General features: G+C 46.3%; 21 protein-coding genes, 1 tRNA gene, 2 pseudogenes and 1 riboswitch. Of the genes and pseudogenes, 23 read left to right on the top strand and 1 reads right to left on the bottom strand.

Features of this window, described 5'->3' with window-relative positions; genetic code table 11:
• From ABDK92_02285 to ABDK92_02225, 13 genes are all read left to right on the top strand, one after another.
• A partial coding sequence (locus ABDK92_02285) for a sugar ABC transporter ATP-binding protein (protein ID MEN3185450.1) occupies window positions 1-953 on the top strand: 953 nt, incomplete at its 5' end.
• Between the two features lie 22 nt (window positions 954-975).
• On the top strand, window positions 976-1,935 hold the full coding sequence (locus tag ABDK92_02280) for an ABC transporter permease (protein MEN3185449.1): 960 nt from the start codon (window positions 976-978) through the stop codon (window positions 1,933-1,935).
• Window positions 1,936-3,414: 1,479 nt separating this feature from the next.
• Complete coding sequence (locus ABDK92_02275; GenBank protein MEN3185448.1) at window positions 3,415-4,266, top strand: sulfide/dihydroorotate dehydrogenase-like FAD/NAD-binding protein; 852 nt, start codon at window positions 3,415-3,417, stop codon at window positions 4,264-4,266.
• A 25-nt stretch (window positions 4,267-4,291) separates the two neighbouring features.
• A complete protein-coding gene (gene gltA, locus ABDK92_02270; protein MEN3185447.1) occupies window positions 4,292-5,674 on the top strand; it encodes an NADPH-dependent glutamate synthase in 1,383 nt (460 codons plus the stop codon).
• A 5-nt stretch (window positions 5,675-5,679) separates the two neighbouring features.
• The gene (gene lpdA / locus ABDK92_02265) at window positions 5,680-7,074 is read left to right on the top strand and encodes a dihydrolipoyl dehydrogenase (protein ID MEN3185446.1); all 1,395 of its coding nucleotides are present in this window, start codon (window positions 5,680-5,682) and stop codon (window positions 7,072-7,074) included.
• A 14-nt stretch (window positions 7,075-7,088) separates the two neighbouring features.
• Window positions 7,089-7,475, top strand: coding sequence for a glycine cleavage system protein GcvH (gcvH, locus tag ABDK92_02260; GenBank protein ID MEN3185445.1), 387 nt, complete (start codon window positions 7,089-7,091; stop codon window positions 7,473-7,475).
• Entirely contained in the window at window positions 7,468-8,256 is a 789-nt protein-coding gene (locus tag ABDK92_02255) for a lipoate--protein ligase family protein (GenBank protein MEN3185444.1), read from the top strand. The genes gcvH and ABDK92_02255 overlap by 8 nt, the downstream gene beginning before the upstream one ends.
• A gap of 99 nt (window positions 8,257-8,355) precedes the next feature.
• Window positions 8,356-8,433, top strand: a tRNA-Pro gene (locus ABDK92_02250).
• Between the two features lie 36 nt (window positions 8,434-8,469).
• Window positions 8,470-9,246 (top strand): glucose 1-dehydrogenase, encoded by a 777-nt coding sequence (locus ABDK92_02245; protein ID MEN3185443.1) that lies wholly within the window; start codon window positions 8,470-8,472, stop codon window positions 9,244-9,246.
• Between the two features lie 88 nt (window positions 9,247-9,334).
• Window positions 9,335-10,762 carry an extracellular solute-binding protein gene (locus tag ABDK92_02240; GenBank protein ID MEN3185442.1) on the top strand — a complete coding sequence of 476 codons (1,428 nt, stop codon included), beginning with the start codon at window positions 9,335-9,337 and terminating at the stop codon, window positions 10,760-10,762.
• A gap of 15 nt (window positions 10,763-10,777) precedes the next feature.
• Window positions 10,778-11,647 (top strand): sugar ABC transporter permease, encoded by an 870-nt coding sequence (locus ABDK92_02235; protein ID MEN3185441.1) that lies wholly within the window; start codon window positions 10,778-10,780, stop codon window positions 11,645-11,647.
• Complete coding sequence (locus tag ABDK92_02230; GenBank protein ID MEN3185440.1) at window positions 11,648-12,478, top strand: carbohydrate ABC transporter permease; 831 nt, start codon at window positions 11,648-11,650, stop codon at window positions 12,476-12,478.
• Window positions 12,479-12,488: 10 nt separating this feature from the next.
• Window positions 12,489-12,659, top strand: coding sequence for a hypothetical protein (locus ABDK92_02225; GenBank protein ID MEN3185439.1), 171 nt, complete (start codon window positions 12,489-12,491; stop codon window positions 12,657-12,659).
• Window positions 12,660-12,690: 31 nt separating this feature from the next.
• On the opposite strand, the gene ABDK92_02220 is transcribed toward ABDK92_02225, so the two are convergent.
• The gene (locus ABDK92_02220) at window positions 12,691-14,094 is read right to left on the bottom strand and encodes an L-fucose/L-arabinose isomerase family protein (GenBank protein MEN3185438.1); all 1,404 of its coding nucleotides are present in this window, start codon (window positions 14,092-14,094) and stop codon (window positions 12,691-12,693) included.
• A gap of 211 nt (window positions 14,095-14,305) precedes the next feature.
• On the opposite strand from ABDK92_02220, the gene ABDK92_02215 reads away from it, so the two are divergent.
• The 10 genes and pseudogenes from ABDK92_02215 to ABDK92_02170 all read left to right on the top strand — a co-directional run bounded on the left by ABDK92_02215 (window position 14,306) and on the right by ABDK92_02170 (window position 21,430).
• Window positions 14,306-15,010, top strand: a complete 705-nt coding sequence (locus ABDK92_02215) for a response regulator transcription factor (protein MEN3185437.1) — start codon at window positions 14,306-14,308, stop codon at window positions 15,008-15,010.
• Window positions 14,991-16,043 (top strand): HAMP domain-containing sensor histidine kinase, encoded by a 1,053-nt coding sequence (locus tag ABDK92_02210; protein ID MEN3185436.1) that lies wholly within the window; start codon window positions 14,991-14,993, stop codon window positions 16,041-16,043. Before ABDK92_02215 ends, ABDK92_02210 begins: the two co-directional genes overlap by 20 nt.
• Before the next feature lie 148 nt (window positions 16,044-16,191).
• On the top strand, window positions 16,192-16,392 hold the full coding sequence (locus ABDK92_02205) for a hypothetical protein (protein MEN3185435.1): 201 nt from the start codon (window positions 16,192-16,194) through the stop codon (window positions 16,390-16,392).
• Window positions 16,393-16,605: 213 nt separating this feature from the next.
• Complete coding sequence (locus tag ABDK92_02200; protein ID MEN3185434.1) at window positions 16,606-16,776, top strand: hypothetical protein; 171 nt, start codon at window positions 16,606-16,608, stop codon at window positions 16,774-16,776.
• 9 nt (window positions 16,777-16,785) lie between these two features.
• A complete protein-coding gene (locus ABDK92_02195; protein MEN3185433.1) occupies window positions 16,786-16,995 on the top strand; it encodes a hypothetical protein in 210 nt (69 codons plus the stop codon).
• Between the two features lie 294 nt (window positions 16,996-17,289).
• Window positions 17,290-17,529, top strand: a complete 240-nt coding sequence (locus ABDK92_02190) for a chromate transporter (protein MEN3185432.1) — start codon at window positions 17,290-17,292, stop codon at window positions 17,527-17,529.
• A gap of 199 nt (window positions 17,530-17,728) precedes the next feature.
• Window positions 17,729-17,792: riboswitch (Fluoride riboswitch) on the top strand.
• A gap of 142 nt (window positions 17,793-17,934) precedes the next feature.
• Window positions 17,935-18,687: pseudogene (locus tag ABDK92_02185) on the top strand (dynamin family protein).
• Window positions 18,614-19,273, top strand: a complete 660-nt coding sequence (locus tag ABDK92_02180) for an NAD(P)-dependent oxidoreductase (protein ID MEN3185431.1) — start codon at window positions 18,614-18,616, stop codon at window positions 19,271-19,273. Before ABDK92_02185 ends, ABDK92_02180 begins: the two are co-directional and overlap by 74 nt.
• Window positions 19,274-19,501: 228 nt before the next feature.
• A complete protein-coding gene (locus tag ABDK92_02175) occupies window positions 19,502-20,203 on the top strand; it encodes a dihydrodipicolinate synthase family protein (GenBank protein MEN3185430.1) in 702 nt (233 codons plus the stop codon).
• 295 nt (window positions 20,204-20,498) lie between these two features.
• Window positions 20,499-21,430: pseudogene (locus ABDK92_02170) on the top strand (sugar-binding transcriptional regulator).
• The last annotated feature ends 94 nt before the right edge of the window (window positions 21,431-21,524 follow it).

Raw genomic sequence — 21,524 nt, 5'->3', positions numbered from 1 at the left:
TTGAGGTTTTACGTAAAGTTACTCGCCAGGGTGTGGGTGTCCTTTACATTTCCCATCATCTGGAAGAAGTATTTGCAATTGGCAGTCGTGTCACTGTTTTGAAGGATGGTTCGAAAGTTGCTACCCACGATATTAATTCAGTAAACGAGGGTTTCATCATTCAGGAAATGGTCGGTCGTCCTGCAGAACTTTTCTATGCCCGAGAGAAAATGATGCCTTCGGTAACTCCCCGTGGGGTCTTCGAAGTTGTCGACCTGCGAGGAGGAGTGGTGAAGGGGGTTAGTTTCCAGGTGTATGCCGGTGAAATCTTTGGTATTGGTGGGATGGTAGGATCGGGTAGGACAGAGCTGGTACGGCTCCTTTTTGGACTGGATAAAAGAGTCAGTGGTCGTGTACTCCTGGATGGGCAGGAAATAACCCCTACTTCTCCCTTGGATGCCATAGCAAAGGGGATTTGTCTGATTACCGAAGACCGTCAAAAAACCGGTTTGGTGCTGGTGCGGTCAGTGAGAGAAAATGTTTCCTTAGCACGTCTTAACCTGGAAAATAGGGAGTTCCTGAATCTAAGGAAGGAAAAAGAGAGCGTAGAAAACCTCGTGGTGAAATTACGAATCGTCACACCTCATCTTGAACAAGAAGTGATAAATTTGAGTGGTGGGAACCAGCAAAAAGTGGTTCTGGCAAAATGGTTGCTGACAAATGGGAGAGTGTACATCTTTGACGAACCGACTCGAGGCATCGACGTCGGTGCCAAAGAAGAAATATACCGATTGATGATGGATTTGGTAAAAGCAGGTAAGTTTGTAATTATGGTTTCGTCGGATATGCCTGAACTGATTGCCCTTAGTGACCGTGTAGGTGTGATGTGTAATGGGAGGATGGTAAAGGTTCTTGAAGGTGGAGAAGTAGCCGAAGAAAATATCCTCGCCTGTGCTCTTGGGATAGTCAGGTAATCGGAAAGGGGTGTGGTGTAGTATGATGGTTCGTTCTCAGGTTGGGGTGAAGCGTTCTATTTTGGTTAACCAATCTTTTTTCCTGTTTCTTCTTATCGCCATCATGAGTGGAGTGACGGCTTTTTTTAATCCTGCTTTTTTTACTCTTCAAAACTGGCTCAACATCCTTAATCAAAATGCTGTTCTGGGAATTGTGGCTGCAGGGGCAACATTAGTGATGATTTCTGGTAATTTTGATATCTCGGTGGGATCTTTGGTGGGTTTCTCGACGACTTTTGCTGCTTCTCTGGTAGTGAAGGGAAGTGAAGTGACTGTGGCTATTTTGTGGGGATTCATTATGGCTCTGCTCGGTTGCACCTTGAATGGCGTTATCGTAGCAAAAACCAGAACTCCTTCTTTCATCATGACTTTGGCGACCCGGAGTGTGTACTATGGCTTTGCTCTCATCGTAACTGGAGGTATGACCCAATCCTTGGGGGGCAAATTTGCTACTCTAGGAAGGGGTACAACTTTAGGAATTCACAATCCTATCTTTTTCCTCTTGGGAGTTTACGTATTGCTTTTTCTTCTCCTTCGTTATACGAGAACTGGTAGGCGGGTTTATGCCGTAGGCGGTAATGAAGAGGCGGCTTTTCTATCTGGCGTTAATACCCAAAAAATAAAGATTTTGGTGTATATGGTCAACGGAGCTTTTGTAGGTCTTGCTGCTATGGTGCTTCTCTCCCGTCTTGGATCGGCTTTGCCCTCTACCGGTGCGGGTTTAGAGCTACGTGCCATTGCTGCTGTAGTTATTGGGGGGGTTCCCCTAACCGGTGGTAGAGGGAGCGCCTTAGGTACTTTTCTGGGTGTGATTCTCATGGGTTTGATTTCTAACGTGCTTAATCTTTTGAACATTAGCGCGTACTATCAGGAAATAGCTATCGGTGTTATCATCGCTATCGCTATTATTGTTAGTAACTTGGGTAAGATAAAGCAACGATAGTGACTTTCTTTCGGATTATATGGGTTATTTTCCTGTTAAAGGATCCGTTAATTTTTTCGAAGGCAAGGTATCAGCATAAATACAAATTGGCGGAGTCTTTATGTTGCTTGTGTCTTTTTGATATCCTGGTTAAGATTCTGTAGGATATTCTCCAGATGTTGAAAGGTATACCGGTGGGGATTAATGTTGGGATGGAAGTTTTCGATCCAATTCTTTTGTAGCGTGATGTTACCCCGGCGATTCAAAAAGTTCAATGTACCACTATGATGTACTTGTGGTGCTTCTTTTGGGTTGGATGGAAACGCCAAGTTTGATAATTACCTTGTAGGACTTTTTCATTTGTCTACTCTCTTGTTGGGCGCATTCCTTTCCTAGAGAGCAGAAGAAAGCTATTTATAGAGCTTTTCCAGGGGCTGGAGTCATCTGGGGCTCTTGAGGAGATAGAAGTAAGTTTCGAATTCGTATTTGACCTTCCGCTTGAGATGTGAGTTGAAAGGGAATTTGGAATTGTGCTAAGGCTGCCTTTTCTGATTTACGATTGGTCTTCTGGGATACGAAGTCATGAGCACGGCGTACAGGCATTTTTAGTCATATCGGAGTGTGAAGAGAGTTCGGCCGAAATTGATTACCTAAACCGGTGCATCTTGGTACGGAAAGCAGAGTATTCGATTTACACGTTGTACAGGATGCCTTTCTTCAAATCCCCAAAGAATGGAATGCAAATAGGTAAGGATATTTGTAGCGCAGGGCATTTCGCATTTGCCTGGTCCTACAAGAAAGTGTTCTAAAGGCTTTTGCGATGCATTGTTTTGTGCTCCTTGCCCCGTCCTCCATTTTTGGGGATTGTGCGGCCATTTCGTGTGAAGGGAAATATTCTTTTATTTGTGTTTTATACTCCATTATTTCACCGAGTGAGTAATTAACTACTTACTATGGTGACGTACATGACGTTTTGGGTGGTGGTATTATTGTTGAAACGCGTGAATTTGCCCCTTAAAGTGAACAGTAAATATTCCCATTTTCCCATTATTTGCAAGCACTCTGCTCTTACAGGGCGAAATGCCAGCTTCACCGTCTTTTTGTGAGATGGTTTATTCATGTATGCCCGTTCAAGGCTGCTGTGTTAGGGGACCTTATAAGGCATGATTTCGCATCTCATGGGTCAGAATAACGAGATTTTTGGCAGTGATGTGTAAAGAAGGTTTTTTGATCTGACTAAAATATTGAGAATACGGGTGGTAATCATGAAATCGGGTTACCGCATTTTTCGGATGGAAGTCGGGCTTTTGTGGGTTTTCCTAGGATTGAGGAAAGCGTGTTCTGAGAGTTTTTTAGTTTTTAATGAGTGTCTTGGCTTGAATGACCAAGCAAATTTGGCAAGGCGCAGATTTTGGTATTACTTTCCAATTCACCTTCCTAAAATTTTCGCTATAATATGGAAGATTGCAGTTGTATTTTCTATCAGAAGGAGGAAAAACGGTGGCCAAAATCATACGCAAGGAAACCTTAGCTCCGCAGATTAAGCTCATGGTGGTGGATGCACCATGGGTGGCTCGTAAGGCCAAAGCGGGACAATTTGTGGTGCTCCGTATTACTGAAGAAGGTGAACGGATTCCTCTTACCATTGCTGATTTTGATCCAAAAGCGGGCACCGTCATCATTATTTTCCAGGAAGTAGGGAAGAGCACCATGCTTCTCGGGACGCTGGAAGAAGGGGATGAAATCCTTGATTTTGTCGGACCCCTGGGGAGAGAAATTGAAGAGAAAAATTTTGGACATGTGGTCTGCGTGGGAGGCGGTGTGGGAATCGCCCCCACTTATCCTAAGGCAAAGGCTCTTAAGGAGAAAGGGAATCGTATTACTTCCATCATTGGTGCGCGTACCAAAACCATGCTTTTCTGGGAAGAAAAAATGCGGGAAGTGAGTGATGAACTCTTCGTCACCACTGATGACGGAACGTACGGGGAGAAGGGTTTCGTCACCCAGGTTCTGGAACGGATTTTAAAAAACGAAAAGGTGGATCTTGTGATTGCCGTGGGTCCAGTCATCATGATGAAAATGGTGAGCGTCATTACGAAACCTCATGATGTACCCACTTTGGTAAGCCTTAACCCCATTATGGTTGATGGAACGGGAATGTGTGGGTGTTGTCGGGTGACGGTGGGGGGTAAGTGTAAGTTTACCTGCGTGGATGGACCGGTCTTTGATGGACATAAGGTGAATTTTGACGAGCTTTTGGCCCGCCAACGCATTTATCTAGAAGAGGAACAGAGGGCTTTGGAGTTGTGGACAGTAGAGAAAGCGAAGGAGGAAGCGTCTCGTGTCGTCTAATAATCGTTTTTTTGGTCGTCCTAAGATGCCTCAGAGGCCGCCTGAGGAAAGGATTCGGGATTTCTACGAGGTTCCACTGGGGTTATCGGAGTGGGCTGCAGTCGAAGAGGCCAAACGGTGTCTCAAGTGCAAAACTCCTCAGTGTGTGAAGGGTTGTCCGGTGGAGATCGATATTCCTGGCTTTATCGAACTTCTTGCTCAGGGAAATTTTGATGAAGCCATTGTGAAAATCAAAGAGAAGAATAATCTTCCGGCTATCTGTGGTCGGGTATGTCCTCAGGAAGATCAGTGTGAAGTGCAGTGCGTACTGGGGAAAAAGGGTCAACCGATTGCCATTGGGTATTTAGAGCGGTTTCTGGCTGATTATGAACGGGAAAAGGGGGTTCGGTCCCCATCTCTCCCCCACTCGCGTAACCGGAAGGTAGCAGTGATTGGTTCGGGTCCGGCAGGCTTAACCTGTGCCGGGGATCTGGCCAAGATGGGATATCGGGTGACCATCTTTGAAGCACTCCATGCTCCAGGGGGCGTTTTGATTTATGGCATTCCAGAATTTCGCCTTCCTAAGGCCATTGTTGCTCAGGAGGTTCATTACGTCCAGTCCCTGGGAGTGGAAATCCAGCTGAGCCGGGTCATTGGGAAAACCTATACCTTGGATGATTTACGGGATGCGGGATATGAAGCCTTCTTTATCGGTACCGGCGCAGGCCTTCCATACTTTCTGGAAATTCCTGGAGAAAATTTGAATGGTGTTTATTCGGCGAATGAGTTTTTAACCCGTTCAAACCTCATGAAGGCTTATCTCTTCCCCAAATTCGATACACCGGTGAAAATCGGTCGGCGGGTGGCAGTAATTGGTGGTGGGAATGTGGCGATGGACTCGGCCCGGACTGCACTGCGCCTGGGAGCAGAAGAGGTGTGTCTGGTGTACCGGAGGACCAAGAAGGAGATGCCAGCCCGGGTAGAGGAAGTAGAGCGAGCCGAAGAAGAGGGAGTCAATTGCATCATCCTCACCAATCCGGTGCGCTTTGTGGGAAATGAAAATGGCTGGGTGACGGGGATTGAGTGTATTCAGATGGAGCTGGGAGAACCTGACGAGTCTGGGCGCCGACGTCCGGTTCCGGTTCCAGGTTCGGAATTTGTCATTCCCATTGATACCGTGGTGGTGGCAATTGGACAGGGTCCCAATCCGCTATTTCTGGAGAGTGTTCCTGGTTTGAACTTGAATCGTAAGGGGTACATCGTGGCAGATCCGGAAACCGGGGCCACAAACTTGCGGGGGGTTTTTGCTGGTGGTGACATTGTCACTGGTGCTGCTACGGTTATTTCGGCAATGGGAGCAGGAAAGAAGGCAGCACGAGCTATTGAACGATTCCTGGAAGCTCCTGATAGTTTTCCCCAATGGAGGTGAATGGGTTGCGTGAAGTCGAAGTCCTAGTTATCGGTGGCGGACCAGCAGGATATGCCAGCGCGTTACGGGCAGGGCAGAAGGGGTTGAAAACGGTACTGGTTGAAGGGAGAGATTTGGGAGGAACCTGTCTGAATCGAGGTTGTATCCCTACCAAAGCCCTGTTCAAATCGCAGGAGGTGGCCCATTTTGTTCGCCGAGCTGGTGAGTTTGGAATCAAAGCGGAGTACTCGGGTATCGATTGGTCAACCGTGCTTTCCCGTAAGAACCGGGTTGTCAAGCAACTTACTGGAGGAGTGGGGTTCCTCCTCAAAAAGGCTCGGGTGGAGGTTATAAAAGGATGGGCTTCTTTTCTTGACTCTCATACCGTTCAGGTAGGAAAAGACGGGGAAAACGGAGAAACCATTCGGGCGAGGTCCATTGTTTTAGCAAGTGGTTCGAAGCCGGCTGTGTTGCCTGTGGAAGGGGTTCATTTGGAGCGAGTCATCGATAGCGACAGGGCTTTGGAACTCCCGGAACTTCCTCAAAGTATGGTTGTCATTGGTGGGGGGGTTATCGGAATGGAAATGGCTTGTATCTTCAACGCCTTTGGGGTGAAGATCGAGGTGATTGAAATGATGCCCAGGGTTCTTCCCCCAGTGGATGGTGAAGTAACCGCACTCCTTACCCAGATTGTGGAAAAGAGAGGATTGACCGTCTATCTCCGTTCTCAGGTTCAGAAGATTCAGCCTGGTTTGGGCACGTTGCAAGTGGTTTTTACTGATGGTGAAGGGAAAGAACGGATTTCGGAAGGTGAATATGTGCTTGTTGCTACGGGAAGAGTACCGTTTCTTGAGGGTCTCAACCTCGAAAATGTCGGAATTCAGCTGGAAGGGAAAGCAGTTTTTGCTGACGAAATGCTCCGTACGTCGTTACCCTGGATTTATGCTCCCGGAGACGTGAATGGCAAGTATCTTCTGGCACATGTCGCATATAAAGAGGCAGAAGTAACGGTGGAAAATATCCTAGGTGGGAAACGTAAGATGGATTACCGGTATGTGCCGAACTGTATTTTCAGTTTCCCGGAAATCGCTTCGGTGGGGTTCACCGAAGAGGAAGCGAAAACCAAAGGATACGAGATCCAGGTTGGAAAATTTCCTTTTCGGGCAAGTGGAAAAGCCCTGATTGAGGGGGAAACGGAGGGCTTTGTCAAGGTTATCAGTGAGAAACGAAGTGGAGAAATTTTAGGTGTACATATTATTGGTCCTCATGCTTCGGACCTTATCGCCGAAGCCGTGCTGGCTATGCATGTGGAGTGCACACCTGAGGAACTTGCTCAAATCATTCACGCCCATCCGACGCTTTCTGAAAGCGTTATGGAAGCGGCCGAAGCGGTGTTTGGGTTGCCACTTCACTTTACCTAAAAGGAGGTGTCATTGTGGTTTCTCTTCCGGAAGAGCTGCTTTATACGGCGGAACATTTCTGGGTGAAGCAGGAGGAAGACGTAGTACTGTGTGGTATTACGGACCATGCTCAGAGTGAACTGGGTGATGTGGTGTTCGTGGAAATGCCCAGAGTTGGTACAAGGGTGAAGAAAGGGGAACGGATTGGAGACGTGGAGTCGGTTAAAACGGTTTCCAATCTCTATGCTCCTTTGAGCGGGGAAGTGGTGGCGGTAAACGAGCAACTGAAAGACCGTCCTGAGTTGATTAATAAGGATCCGTACGGAGAAGGATGGATTGTCAAGCTGAAACCTTTGGACTTGAGCGAATTTTCTCTTTTGCTGAGTTCTGAGGAGTACCGGAAGCAACTTGCAAGTGTTTAGAGAAAAAACGCTGCGAGTACTCTTTGATCCCCCTCTTTCCGGCTTTGAGAATATGAGTCGTGATGAGGTCCTGTGGGAGGGTCTCGCCAGAAGTGAGACTGTAGTGCTCCGTTTCTTTCGGTGGCAGGAAGAGACGCTTTCGGTGGGAAGGTTCCAGAAAACGGAAGGAATCAACCGGGAATACCTAAAATCTCACAATATTCCTCTGGTACGTCGACCGACGGGGGGCAGAGCAATTCTGCACGGAGAGGAAGTGACCCTGAGTCTTGCTCTTCCTGGGAACCCCCTTTCACCTCGCCAAGCTTACCGGGAATTCAAAAGCGTCTTACAGGAGGCTCTGAAAGGTTTGGGTATACCGGTTGATCAAGAAATCATGAATATTCCTCTTTATCTTGCTTCACCGGCCTGTTTTTCGCTGACCTTTCCCCATGAACTCACGGTAGGCGGCAAAAAAATTGCTGGAATAGCTCAGGCTCGAGGTCGAGGGGGGAGTCTTTTTCAGGTTTCTTTGCCCTTTCGCATCGATCGGGAACGATTTGCGTCGTGTTTTCGGGAAAAAGAGGTTGTTTTGCAGGAACTGGAAAAGAATTTCCTTAGCCTTACGGAGATGGGTTTTGGCGTAGAGTGGCGAATTGAGATTGAACAGGCAATCATCGAAAGTTTCGGTAAATGGTGGGGAGTTGTGGTGAAAAAGGATAACTGGAAAGAGGAAGAGGAAGAGCGAAATCAGGCTATTTTAAGGGAGAAATACCTTCTTTCTTCCTACCATGAAGAACGGTGAGAATTGTATTTGGAATTGTAAATGAAATTGTAAATGACCTTGAAGAAGCGTGGTCACCTTGGTATAATGAATGAGGTCTTGCAAAGTCTTTGCCGCTGTCGGGGCGTGGCGCAGCCTGGCAAGCGCACTCGTTTGGGGTGCGAGTGGTCGGCCGTTCAAATCGGCTCGCCCCGACCACTCTTAAACAATTGAGGAAAAAGGGGATGATTCTTTTTGGCTGTCCAGGAGCTGTTTGACCTTCATGGAGAGGTAGCCATTGTTACTGGTGGTGCGCAGGGTTTGGGTCGGGAGATGAGCCTGGCCCTTGCTGAAGCTGGGGCTTCAGTGGTGGTGGCGGATGTGAACTTAGAAAAAGCGAAGGATGTTGCCCAGGAGATTGGAACGTTCGGAATGCAGTCTTTAATAATACAGGTTGATGTGACCAAACAAGATCAGGTAGAAGCGATGGTGCAAAAAACGGTCGATACTTTTGGGAAAATTGATATTCTTGTCGCTTCGGCTGGGGTTGGACAGTGGGTGAAGGCAGAAGACATGTCCCTTGAAGACTGGAATCGGGTCATTTCCATTAACCTTACGGGAGTTTTTCTGTGTTGTCAGGCAGTGGGTCGGGAAATGATTAAACGGAAAAAGGGGAGCATCATCACCATTTCTTCCATGTCTGGTATCGCGGCGAATGTTCCCCAACCCCAGTCCCACTACAATGCTTCCAAAGGTGCGGTAATCATGCTGACCAAATCTCTGGCTATGGAATGGGCGCCATATAATGTTCGCGTCAATACCATTGCTCCGGGGTACATGGAGACCAAGCTTGTTGAGGATTTGCTCTTGCAATATCCAGAGTATGCCAAATTGTGGCGGGAACTCACGCCCATGAAACGATTGGGAAGACCTGAGGAAATTAAAGGCCCCTGCGTCTTTCTAGCTTCCAACGCTTCCTCCTATATGACGGGAAGTGTTCTCGTTATGGACGGCGGATATACTATGGTTTAAGGGGGTGATAGAGGAAGAGGAACTAAAAGTGTGCGGGTCAGGTTCATCGTATGGAAACCATATTTGAAAGGAGAGGTGGTTTAAAGCCATGAAGAAACTTGGAGTTGTGATTCTTCTTGTGGGTGTTTTGGTTTTTGCGTCTTCCTGGTGTTTTGCAGCAGTCAATAATCCTGAGTGGTGGCAGAAGGCAGCTGAGCCATATAAAGGTGTTGTGATTCGTGGTATTTCGGAGAGCACTCCTCCTTCCAAGGCCATGGTGGAAGTGGCAGCACCAGAGTTTGAAAAGCTCACTGGCATCAAAGTAGAATTCGAAGTCACTTCCTGGGACGAGATGTACAACAAGAGCATCCAGGATCTTCAGTCCGGTGCCGGAATTTACGATTTCATCTATGTAGAGCAAGATATCATCTATGCGTATCTGGCGCAAAAATGGTTAACCAGTCTCAACTCTTTCATTGACAATGCCAACATTACCCATCCCGATTTTGACCTGGCTGATTTCACTTCGTTCATCAACTATTTCAAAGACGCTGATGGCAATATTTATGGAATTCCCTTTGAGGCGTTCTTAAAATCGTACATTTACCGTACTGACCTTTTCAACGATCCCGAAATTCAGGCTGCTTTCAAAGCAAAGTATGGATATGACCTGGCTGTGCCCACCACCTGGGAACAGTACACCGATATCGCCAAGTTCTTCACCGAGTACGGTAAAGAGAAGGGGATTGAACTTTATGGTCATGTAGCTCAGGCTAAGACTCACCCCTGTGTGGCGTATGAGATGTGCGAGACCATCTGGCCGGCATGGGGTGTCTACAACTGGGGTATTAATTTGGAGAACATGAGAGCCAACGTTGACAAGGGTGGAACGCTCAATAGTGAAAAGGCCAAGAAGGCATTCCGCTGGTACGTCGATATGTTGCAGTATGCGCCTCCGGGAGTCCGTACCTACACCTGGGACGAAACTGGAGCTGTTTTTGGTGCCGGGAAGATTGCTCAGGGAATTATTTACCTTGAGAACCTGGGTTGGATTGCTACCGATGCTTCAAAATCTGCAGTAGTCGGGAAAATTGCCGTTGCGCTGCCTCCGACTGCACCTGGGGTGATGGATGAAGTCAAGGCTGGCAAAGGGTACATCGGGTACTACGATGGTGGTGCTCTGGGGATTCCCCATAGTGCCAAGAATAAAGAGGCAGCCTGGCTCTTTATTCAGTGGTGCATGCGCAAAGAGTGGCAGGGCGAATTCGCCAAGATGGCAACCAGAGTGGTACGGAAATCCACCTTTGAAGATCCTCTGGTGAAAGACCTTGATGCTCAGACTGGTGGGTACTTCACCATGTTGAAAGATGCAGGAGCTCTCTTTGCTGGTGCTCCGGCTCTGCCCATGCACCGTCCGCTCAATGAGGTGTACCTCAAGTGGGTTTCCAAAGCGGTAGCCGGCGAAATTGCTCCGGAAGACGCGCTGGATGAACTGGCTAAAGAGGTCGATGCCTTGATGGAAGACCTGGGCTATTAGTGGAGGAAGGAAACGGTGAAGGAGAACCGAAAGCAGGTGTGGGGGCTTATCGCCCCCACACTCTTTTTAATGATTTTTATTGGGGTTATTCCGGTTATTTATGTCATTTATTTAAGTGCGTTTAAATACAACGTGTTTGCCAAGGTTCCCTTTCGTTACACAGGGTTCGATAACTTTCGAAAGCTGGTTTTTGACCCGGATTTTTTAAGATCGCTTCGTTTGGGGCTTACCTTTGTGGCGCTATGTTGTGGTATTGAACTTCCCCTGGGGCTTTTCATTGCCAACCTCCTCACACTTAACTTTAAAGGAAAAGGTATTTTTCGAACCATTATGACCCTCCCTTTAGCCATGGCACCCATCACCATTGGGAGTATCTGGGTACTCATCACCAATCCAGATTTTGGACCGCTTCCTTTTCTTTTTCGGAAGGTTGGTATCGAATATAATATGGGTATCAGTGCCAATCAAGCGTTCTTTACCACGGTGCTTGTCGATATCTGGCACTGGACCCCTTTTGTGGTGTTAACCTTTATGGCCGGACTCACTTCGTTACCCAATCAGCCGTATGAAGCTGCACTGGTTGATGGAGCCAACCGCTGGCAAACGTTCCGTTACGTGACCATTCCGCTGCTTAAGCCGGTTCTTCTCACCACGCTCTTTATTCGAGTTATGGACACCTTCCGGGTTTTCGATGAAGTCTGGATGCTTACCAGTGGTGGTCCGGGAACGGCCACTCGCTATGTGAGCATTCACCTGGTACGACTGGTGCTGCAGTCGATGGAATATGGATATAGTTCAGCCATGTCGCTTTTCCTTCTATATCTTACCATAATCATCTGTTTCTTGCTTTTGACGTTTATCTCTTCCTCACGGGAGGCAGCCTAAATGGGTGGTGGAAAAAAGACCTGGAGAATGTTCTTTGTGTATTTGGTGTGTATTCTCATCGCTGTGGCTACTCTCTTTCCTATTTACTGGATGTTTGTGGTTTCCGCTCGTAGCAGGTTAGAGGTATTTCTTGGTCCCCGCTTAATTCAAACTTCCTTTTATAGCCCAAACTACTACCGTCCTTTCTTCCAGGACGTGTATGGGAGGTATCTGGTTAATTCTCTGCTCATCGCTTCAGGTAATACCCTGCTTGTAGTATGCCTGGCGGTCCTTGCCACCTATGCCTTTTCCCGCTTTCGAGTTCCTGGTTCCAATAACCTCTTTTTTTGGACCATTACCAACCGTATGGCGCCTCCGGCAGTGTTCATTGTTCCTTTCTTTCTCATGTTTACCCGTTTGGGATTGCGGGATAGTCAGTTTGGTCTCGTTCTTCTGTACTGCATTTTTAATCTCCCTTTTGCCATATGGCTCTTAAAGGGGATGATGGATGGAATTCCTAAGGAACTTGATGAAGCGGCGTTAATTGATGGGTGTTCTCTTTGGGGGCTTTTGTGGCATGTGATCATTCCTCTGGCTAAACCAGGAATCATGGTTACGGCGATTTTAAACTGGATTTTTGCCTGGAATGAGTACCTTTTTGCTGCCATCCTCACCAGCGTCCGTTCTCGAACCATTACTACAGGTTTGGCCGAATTTGTCACAGTGATTGGAACGAACTGGGGAGAAATGGCTGCGGTTTCGGTAGTCTGCCTCATTCCGGCGATTGTCTTCATTGGAATTGCCCAGAAACATATTATCGCTGGTTTGACCTTTGGAGCAGTCAAAGATTAGGAGGAAGGCCGTGCGTATTTTTCCTTTTAAAACCAACCTCTGGGACCGATTCTTTTATGGAATTTCGATTATGTTTGGCTTGCACCTTATATGGGTGCGTTTCCTGGAACAATATGTGCCACTTTATGTCGCCACTGCAGGAAGCCTGGTTTTCCTCGCCATTCTGGTGATAACGGGATAAGAGCCTGGAAGCTATTCCAGGCTCTTTTTTACTACTCTCCGTGCCAGTAGATGTCGAAACCAAGGTATTTGTCGAAAGCTTCGAAAAGGATATCCCCCACCAGGGATAGGTTCATAGCGACGTGGTGTTCAAAACCTCTTTCGCAGATGAAGGTAAGTAAATCCTGCAATGCGTCAATCCTGGCGATTCCCACGCCACCAAAGGTTTCAAGTTTTTCACCCGTGATTTCTCCTTCGGCGATGTAACCGGTTATACCATTCAGGTCATCGGTAGTCAGGCGGCACAGTGTGAGTGGTCCCTGAGGAATCATGCCGTAACAGGTACCGTAGGCATTCTCTTTGGGTAACGTCGAGGAAATAATATCTCCAAAGCCCATGCGTGCATTTTCAAGAAGTGACTTTGGGAAGTTGCTGCAATGAAAGAGGATGGCTTTATCTGGATCATCGTCAACATTATTATTCCAGTCCACCAGGGCTGAAGGTTTCTGGGAGGCAAGCTGCAGGGCGTACATGCTTAAACTTCCGGTAACGTCAACTTCACAAGCCGAAGGAATACGGTTTTCGCTGAACATGCTCATCACCGTGCAGGGCATGATCCCGAAATTTTCTTCGATAGAGGTCCAACACTGAAAGGCAAGGAGCGATACCCCGGTTTCTTGCACCCATTCTTCGAGCACCACTTTCAATTTGCCCATTTTAACCAGCGCTTCTTCTGGAACCAAGGAGGTATCGATATAGTCCTTAATTTCTTTGACCTTTTCTTGGACGAGTGGGTCACCGTCTTTGAGTCTTTCCATCTTGCCCAGGATTTCCGACAAATCGGCGACTTCTACTGAAATACCGTATCCCTCAAGCATTTTTTCCGAATAGCGAACGGTGTTGAAAGCATTGGGACGGGCGCCAATTGCTCCTACCTTTACATTTTTGAGTCCCTGTATCACCCGGCACACCCCGGCAAACCATTCCATGTCTTCGCGAAAATTTTCGCTGTCTGGGTCTTCGGTGTGGAAGCTGGTCAAGGAGAAGGGAATTCCAAACTGTCTGAGATTATTGCATACCGACATCTTCCCGCAGAAGCTATCTCGACGGTTTTTGACATCCAAAGCTGAAGTTTTGTCTGGAAAGGCATGGACGAGAACCGGTACCTGTAGACCCGAATGGCGAATGGCGTATGCCACACCTTTTTCGTCGCCAAAATTGGGGAGGGTCACCACAATCCCGCTTATCTTTTTACGATTTTCGTCAAAGAGGCGGGCACATTTTTGAGCGTCTTCCCAAGTTTCCACCGTTCCAAATTTGGTGTCCTGAGGCGTGAGGGTTACAACTTCAAAACCCATCTTTTCCAGAATGGCCATCATCTTTTCCCTGCCCTCTCGAGCTAATTCATCGGGAAAGAAACCGCGGTTACCGACGATGAGTCCCAGTGCCTGTTTCAAAAGAAATACCCCCTTTGTACGATTAATATTAAAAAACTTTAACTTTGGATGGAGCATCTTTTTAACACCAATATATTACCATACTTCCATGGTTGATTAAGCATTTATCAGGATTCCGTTTTCTGGTATACTCTTTTCAAAAAGATACGGGTAAGATTCCACAGTTCCTTTACCGTTTTTTTTGAGTTTGGAAAAAGTGTTGGTGGTGAGGATGAGCTTTCGAATTGTTCTGATCGAAGATGAAGCTGAAATTGCTCAACTTGTGACCTATTTCCTCCATAAAGAGGGTTTCGATATCCGTTCCTTCGGGAGTGCTGAAGAGTTTTTAGAACAGTTGCCAACCATGGAAGTCCCAGACCTTATCCTCTTAGACCTGATGTTACCTGGTATTGATGGAATTGAGCTCTTTAAATATTTAAAAAGGGATTCCCGTTTTTGCGATGTCCCCGTGATCATGCTAACGGCCAAAGATGATCCGGTTGATGTGGTTGTAGGTTTGGAACTGGGTGCCGAGGACTACATTACGAAACCCTTCGATTTACGGGAATTACTGGCTCGTGTTCGGGTAGTCAAACGACGTTTGGAACGTTTAACAGAAAAGATTGTGGAGCATGGACGAATCTATCGCATGGGGGATCTGGTCCTCAACGGGGATGAGTTGACCTTGCGGGTCAATCAAGACACAGTTGACCTTTCTTTCCGGGAGTTTAAAATCATGGAACTTTTGATGCGAAACCCTCGGCGAGTATTTTCTCGGGAAATGATTCTCAATCGAGTGTGGGGAGAGGAAAATTTTGTTTCGGATCGCATTGTGGATGTGTACATTACGAATCTACGCAAAAAACTTGGCGAAATGGGGAGTTTTATCGTTACTGTGCGGGGAGTGGGGTACCGTTTTGAACCTCCTGCGGCGTAAGCTTTTTGCCTTCCTGATTCCGAAGCGAAGTGAGAGGGATAAAAAGAATGCCGTTGGCGAAAGAGAGTGTCGAGACCGACTAGCGGAAATTCTGGATATTTTCGACTGCCTTCAAAAGCCTGCTTTGTGTTTTTTGGTCACATCACAGACTTTTACGGCCAATGGAGAATTTTTTCGAGTCACGGGTATCCCATTTTCGAGTGTGCCACGGTGGATTCATGAATTCCCTTTTGTGGGGCAGATCGTTTTAGAAGAAAACACCACACTCCGTCTTGGCGGGAAAGAATATCGTCTCCTTTCTTGTCCCATTGAAGAGGCTGTTCTCTTTGTTTTTGATAGTTCGCCTGATGCCACGCAATGGTTTTCCGAAATTCAGTTTTTCCTTACGGCTTTGGGGCATGAGTTGAAAACGCCCTTGACCATTCTTAAAGGGTATGTCCAGATTTTGCAAGACGAGATTGTACCTGAAAAGAGGGAAACCGTATTGAAGCTCCAGGAACAGATTGTTCGTTTGGAAGAAACTCTGAACAATTTCCGCAGCCTATCCCTTTTACAAAGAAGAGGGCATATTTCCTGGAGGGACGTTACCGAAGTCATAGCCCTGGTAGAAAAAAATTGGCAGGAGGAGATAGCCCAAAAAAAGTTACGCTGGCAATATGTACCGTTTTTAGGCGATTCCTCTAAAAGTGTCGCTCTTTCCCGGGGTGATTTTTATCTCCTGTTTTCGAATCTCTTTTCCAACGCGGTGAAATTCAGTCCCCCAAAGGGTACCGTCACTCTTTCCTGGGCTCTTGAAGGCGATTATCTCGTTCTTGTATTTTGCAACGCCCTTCCTGAGAATATTTCCGCCCAAGAACTTCTTGCAAAATGGGAACATTTTCGCAAAATGAAAGAGCTTCCAGGAAAAAGCCTGGGTATTTACCTTATAGAAAAGGCACTGCAAAGAGTGGGAGGTAAAATGGAGGTAAGTTTTGGTGTCGAAGGAGAAGTGGTTGTGCAGGTTTTTTTGCCTTTGGAGAAAGATATTTCTTGAAAAAATTCAATCTTCAATAAACGTGGGAAGCGTTTCCAAGGGGGACATTACTGATACGGGGTGGTGCTGGAAAAATTAGGAAAGAATGTTATAATTTTTCTTGGGATAAAGCTTTCGGGGGTAATCCGAATTGCCTTTTTAGGGGTTGATGGCTTCTACGGAATGCGTAGTAGTCATCAACCCTTTTTATGTGGTGATCTGGGTGAAGAGGTTTACCATGATGGCTTTAAAAAGTGTACTTTTGCCGGAGGGGTTGAATAGAAGTGGGATATGGGAGATACTTTCTGAACCCGATTTTTTCGTTGATTTCAATCTTGACCAGATTGTTAAGACGATGACTGCAAGCTGAGAAGATGAATATCAGCTTCGGGCGTTTTTTATCTCTCGTTACCGAGTGTGGATGTCGTTTTATATCGTCAGGAAGTGATGCAGGATCTCGAGAACGAAGCGCTTTTTGTAAGCGTTAAAGAGTTTTTCTAGAAGATGCATTTCGTGCGATCGCATCTCAACCTGAGTGGCAAACTGCACTCAATACAATAAAGAGGGATGGTTTCTTGAAGCGGTGGCAACATACTGTGAAGCGGTCGAAAAATTTGCCCAGGACTTGTCTTCTATCGAAATTAAGTCTCATGGATTGAAAATCTTCTATGTTCAGTCTGGGCGTTTCAGAATGCTCAGGGATACGGCAAAAAACTCAAAGATGATTTATCAACGGTTCGTTATTGTCTTTTGATATTACAGCGTGGAAATAGAAAGGGTTTTTGCTGAATTCAAGCAGCACGCCGTGAAGGACTACCGCGTTCAGTATTCAATCAGTGTGGATATGAATCACATCGAAGCCAAGATTATAGAATTGGTGGCCAGATTGTTTCCGGAAGTTTGTTCCCATCTGGAACGGTACTGTACTGAGAATGCCGATTTCCTGGATGATACTATCGCTGCGTTCGATTGAGAGAGTAGTTTTATATGGCCTGTCTTGAATATTGAATATATTGCTTCATTTCGGGGATAGGTCTTTCATTCTGTTATCCGGAGGTGTCTGATACCTGTAAGAGATTTACGATTATGAGGGTTTTGATCTAGCGCTAGCGTATCAGTTGATGATTGAGGGTAAATCCGTGGTCTGCAACGATTTCTTTTTGCAGGGAAAAGGACGAGTGCTCCTCGTTTCTGGTCCAAATCAGGGTAGTAAGACCACTTTTGCTCGAACCTTTGGGCAATCTCTGAGTCCGTCCCAAGCTCCAAGGTGCTGAATGCTGCCGCGTATGGGGGTTACAAGGTTCAAGGAATTTTCGGATCCGTCATGGCACCATCGAGATTGGTTCTTGCACCTTTCTTCGTCATTGCTATGGTTGTGCGTAGATACTATGACCATCTCCTGGTAAAGAGTATTCTCTGTGGTCTTCGAAGAGTAATTATAGACCTAGTTGTTTCGGCATTGATATCGATTGCTACCGAGGCCTATAGGGGGCTTAACCACTGGTAGTTCTGGAATAACGAGCGCCATGGCTTTGGTCGCGTTTCTCCTAGTATTTTTTCAAGCAGAATCCGGTGGTCTTCCTGGGATTATCGGCCATTGCAGGTCTTGGAGTGGGATTATTTGGTCTCTGGGGATGAGTACTGGGAAAAATTTCGTTTGACAGGGCATTCTTTTCTGGTGCTCTAAAAAGCTCTTTGGGGAAAAATCCCCAGCCGGTGATGGAGTTCACCGCACAACTACCCTCATGGGTTGATGACTCCTACTTTGTGAATTCTACCAGAACGTAGGAGGAATTGGTATGAGCGAGGACAAAGAGATCACGCTTAAAGAAAAAAAGATCTCCACTCCCTTTTTGAGGAAACCCTGGGAGCATTCGAACACCTGGGGTCTGACTTTGAAGATGAACGCAAAGTGGTGCTCGGTCTTAAGGAAAGGTTACTCAATGAACGATTTCATCTTGTAGTTCTGGGGCAATTCAAGCGAGAAAAAAGTACCTTCATTAATGCTTTTCTTGGTGAGGAAGTGCTTCCGACTGCGATTTTGCCTCTTACGGCGATACCTACCTTTCTTCTTTTTGGCCCTAAACCCCGGGTATACATTCTCTTTGAGGGAGAAAAAGAGGAAGAGTGGTAAGGGGAGGATCGAAAGGAACTCACCAATTTTCTCTCGCAGTTTGTGACCGAAGTAGGAAACCCGGAAAACAGTAAATATGTATCACAGGTAGAGGTTTTCTATCCTTCGTCGCTCTTGCAGGCTGGGGTGGTACTCATCGATACTCCTGGTATTGGATTGACCTTTCGCCATAACACCGAAGTTACGCTTGGCTTTTTCCCTCAGTGTGATGCGGCTTTTTTTCTTTTATCCGCTGATCCGCCTATTACCGAAGTCGAAGTCGAATTTTTGCGAGTAGTACGTTCCAAAGTCGCACATCTCATTTTCGTCTTTAATAAGGTTGATTATCTGCAGGAAAATGAGACGGTGACCCTTCTTGCTTTCCTCAAAAAAACTCTGCCAGAAGAAATCGGCATGGATACTGAACAACTTATTTTCCCTTTTTCAGCTCGTTTGGCCCTTGAGGGTCAAAAACGGAATGACCCCAACCCTTCTCCATCGAAGCGGCATGGAGGGGGTTTCCCGGTATCTTTTCGCCCTTCTCGCTCATGAAAAGAACCGTACTTTTCAAGTCGCTATAGCGAAAAAGGCAGTGGATATTCTGGAATCTCTCATCATGCACCTTGATTCCCGGGTTGGAGCTGGTCTCGATAATATCGATGTCGAATGTGCTCGAAAAAAGGGAATAGAAGTTCTCAATGTAAAAGGGGCCAATGCCCTTTCGGTGGCAGAGCACACCATATCATTTATTCTTGCGCTAGCCAAGAATCTTTTTGATTTTGATAAACGGATGCGTCAGGGAGAATGGGATATTCGTTATGCCTACCGAGCTTTTGAGATTCAAGGAAAAACTCTGGGGTTGGTGGGTTTCGGCCTTATAGAAAGGGAAACGGTTCGGATAGCCTTGAGTTTGTTGAGTTTGGGTATGAAAGTTCTTTTTTACGATCCTTTTGCAGAGGAAGGATTTGAACTATCAGTAGAGCGGGTTAACCATCTGGATGCGTTGCTGGAAAGAAGTGATTTTGTGTGCTTGCATGTTCCTTTGAGCGAAAACACGGTGAGTATGATTGGGGAAAGAGAGCTAAAAAATGAGGCCAACCGCTTTCTTGATCAACGTTTCTTGAGGGTCTGTAGTTGACACCCCTGCTCTGTGTAGGGCGCTTCAGGAAAAGTGGATTGCTAGGGCTGCAACGGACGTCTTTGAAAAAGAGCCTCCTTCATGTGATCATCCTCTTTTTTTGTTGGAGAATATCATTGTTACTCCTCACGTTGCTGGTTTAACTCGAGAATGTAGCGAACGGGTGGCGGTGAAAGCTGTGGAAAACCTAATGAGAGCTATGGAGAGGATAGGAAAGGAGATTCATGCATGAGTGTTGTGGGAGTCAGGGAAAAACTGAGCGGTATTTTTGCTCCCATTGTTACCCCTTTTGATGAAAAAGGGGAAATCGACTTTGGAGCCTTGAAAAGGAATATAGGAAAAATGAACCAGACTCCTCTCAGAGGGTATTTTGTGCTGGGTACCAATGGTGAGTTTCGGGGCTCGGGTTACGAAGAAAAAATCGAAGTAACAAAAGTTGTCATGTCGTTTCGGAGTAATAAAGTCATTATCGCTGGAGCGAGTTGTGAATCTACAGTCGAATCGGTTGAACTTGCTCGGGAACTTTCCTCTCTGGGTGTAGATTTCATTAGCTTGTTGCCTCCTTCCTTTTTTGCTAAAAGAATGACCGACGACGCGCTGTTTGGGTATTTTACAGAAGTTGCCGAGCACATTGGTACTCCGGTTCTTCTTTATAATAACCCTTCGGTAGCTAACAATGTGTGTTTGTCTTCTTCTCTGGTTACTCGAGTAAGTAAACGCCCAAACACCCCAGAATTTTTGGAGTCAAAGATAGTTCTAAGGGTAATTATGATTCGTATATTACCGCTTCACTGGGCGAGGATTGCTGGGTTTTGGCTGGTTCAGCAGATTTCTTTTTTCCCGCCATGCTTTTGGGGACTGTGGGTGGGGTTTTATCTTTGGCGAATGTTTTTCCTGATTTGTGTTGTTGACTGTTTTCTCTGGCTGTAGATAGGGATTTGGAGCGCGGCTTGTGGTTCCGTCGCAAAATTGTTAAGCTAAATTCTCTGGTCTCTGGCAAATTTGGGGTAAGTGGCGTGAAAGCGGTGATGGATTTGTTTGGCTTTGAGGGGAGATACTCTCGAAAGCCGTTAACCAGGTTGAACTCAGCGCAGAAGGAAGAGCTAGAGAACAGTATCAGAGGGGTTCCGAAAGAACTGGAGACCGAATCGAGTTCGTAGAGTTTGGAAAAGGCGGTTGGAAATCTTTGACCCGAAAAAAAAGAACTTCAGAAAACGTCGATCTCATGGTCAAAATAGCTGAGCTTTATTACCTTTCTGATTTGAACCAGGGAAAGATAGCCGAAATTGTGGGTATCTCCCCTCAGAAAGTTTTTCGGACTCTGAAAAGAGCTAGAGAGCTTGGGCTTGTGGAGATCCGTATTCGAAGAACCGGAGAAGTTGATCGAGAATTATCATCCAGGTTAAAGGAAGAGTTTGCCTTGAAAGATGCTGTAGTTGCTGAAGCATACAGTGGAACCGAGCGTGTGACAAAAGCTGTAGCTCAGGCGGCAGCCGGTTTTTTGAAATCGTGTCTGGAATCACATTCTTACGCCAGTGTCGGGGTTGCGTATGGAAGAACCCTCTGGGAAGTTCTCAATTATTTACCATTTTTTCATTTTCCCGATTTGAAGATTGTACAAATGATGGGAAGTTACGGCGGAAGACGCTGGAAGACACTGGCTATCGAACTGGTACGTTCTTTCAGTAAACACCTGGGGGAGAACCTTTTTATTTGCTGGCTCCTGCTTTTGCCAGAAATTCTGCCAGTCGAGAAGTGTTTCTGCAGGATGGCGAAGTAAGGGAAATTCTGGAAATGGCAGAAAGTGTAGATGTTGCCTTAGTAGGTATAGGAGGAATCAAACAAGAAACGAGTTTGTTGATTGAAACGGGTGATTTTCGTCCGGATGAAATTGAGAGACTAGTTCAAAATAAGGCTGTAGGAGCCATTTGTGGCAATTTTTTTGATGTGGAGGGTAAAATCGTGCGTAGTGTGCTTGATTCAAGGAGGATTGCTGTGGACCTCGAAAGATTGAAACGTAACGCGAAAAGGATTATTGGCATGGCTGGAGGATTAGAAAAGAGAGAAACAATTTTAGGGGCCCTAAGGGGAAAGTGGATTACCGATTTAGTCACTGACGTGGAAGTCGCCAGGTGGTTAATCTCGCATTCCCATTGACGGCTTTGAAATAAATTGGTGGAAATTTATCGAGTTTTGCGATGATTCTTTGATTTTCAACAGGGAATAGGCCATTCTTTTTTCCCTTTGTTTA

Source organism: Atribacterota bacterium (assembly GCA_039638595.1).
Lineage (GTDB): Bacteria > Atribacterota > Atribacteria > Atribacterales > Caldatribacteriaceae > Profundicultor > Profundicultor thermophilus.
Note: the sequence above shows the minus strand (reverse complement) of the source record. Positions and strands in the feature narration are given on the sequence as shown.

Coding starts and splice junctions, on each gene's coding strand:
- ABDK92_02280 (MEN3185449.1), top strand. CDS start 976: ATGATGGTTCGTTCTCAGGTTGGGGTGAAGCGTTCTATTTTGGTTAAC.
- ABDK92_02175 (MEN3185430.1), top strand. CDS start 19,502: ATGAGTGTTGTGGGAGTCAGGGAAAAACTGAGCGGTATTTTTGCTCCC.
- ABDK92_02230 (MEN3185440.1), top strand. CDS start 11,648: ATGGGTGGTGGAAAAAAGACCTGGAGAATGTTCTTTGTGTATTTGGTG.
- ABDK92_02215 (MEN3185437.1), top strand. CDS start 14,306: ATGAGCTTTCGAATTGTTCTGATCGAAGATGAAGCTGAAATTGCTCAA.
- ABDK92_02240 (MEN3185442.1), top strand. CDS start 9,335: ATGAAGAAACTTGGAGTTGTGATTCTTCTTGTGGGTGTTTTGGTTTTT.
- gltA (MEN3185447.1), top strand. CDS start 4,292: ATGCCTCAGAGGCCGCCTGAGGAAAGGATTCGGGATTTCTACGAGGTT.
- ABDK92_02205 (MEN3185435.1), top strand. CDS start 16,192: ATGGCTTCTACGGAATGCGTAGTAGTCATCAACCCTTTTTATGTGGTG.
- ABDK92_02180 (MEN3185431.1), top strand. CDS start 18,614: ATGACCCCAACCCTTCTCCATCGAAGCGGCATGGAGGGGGTTTCCCGG.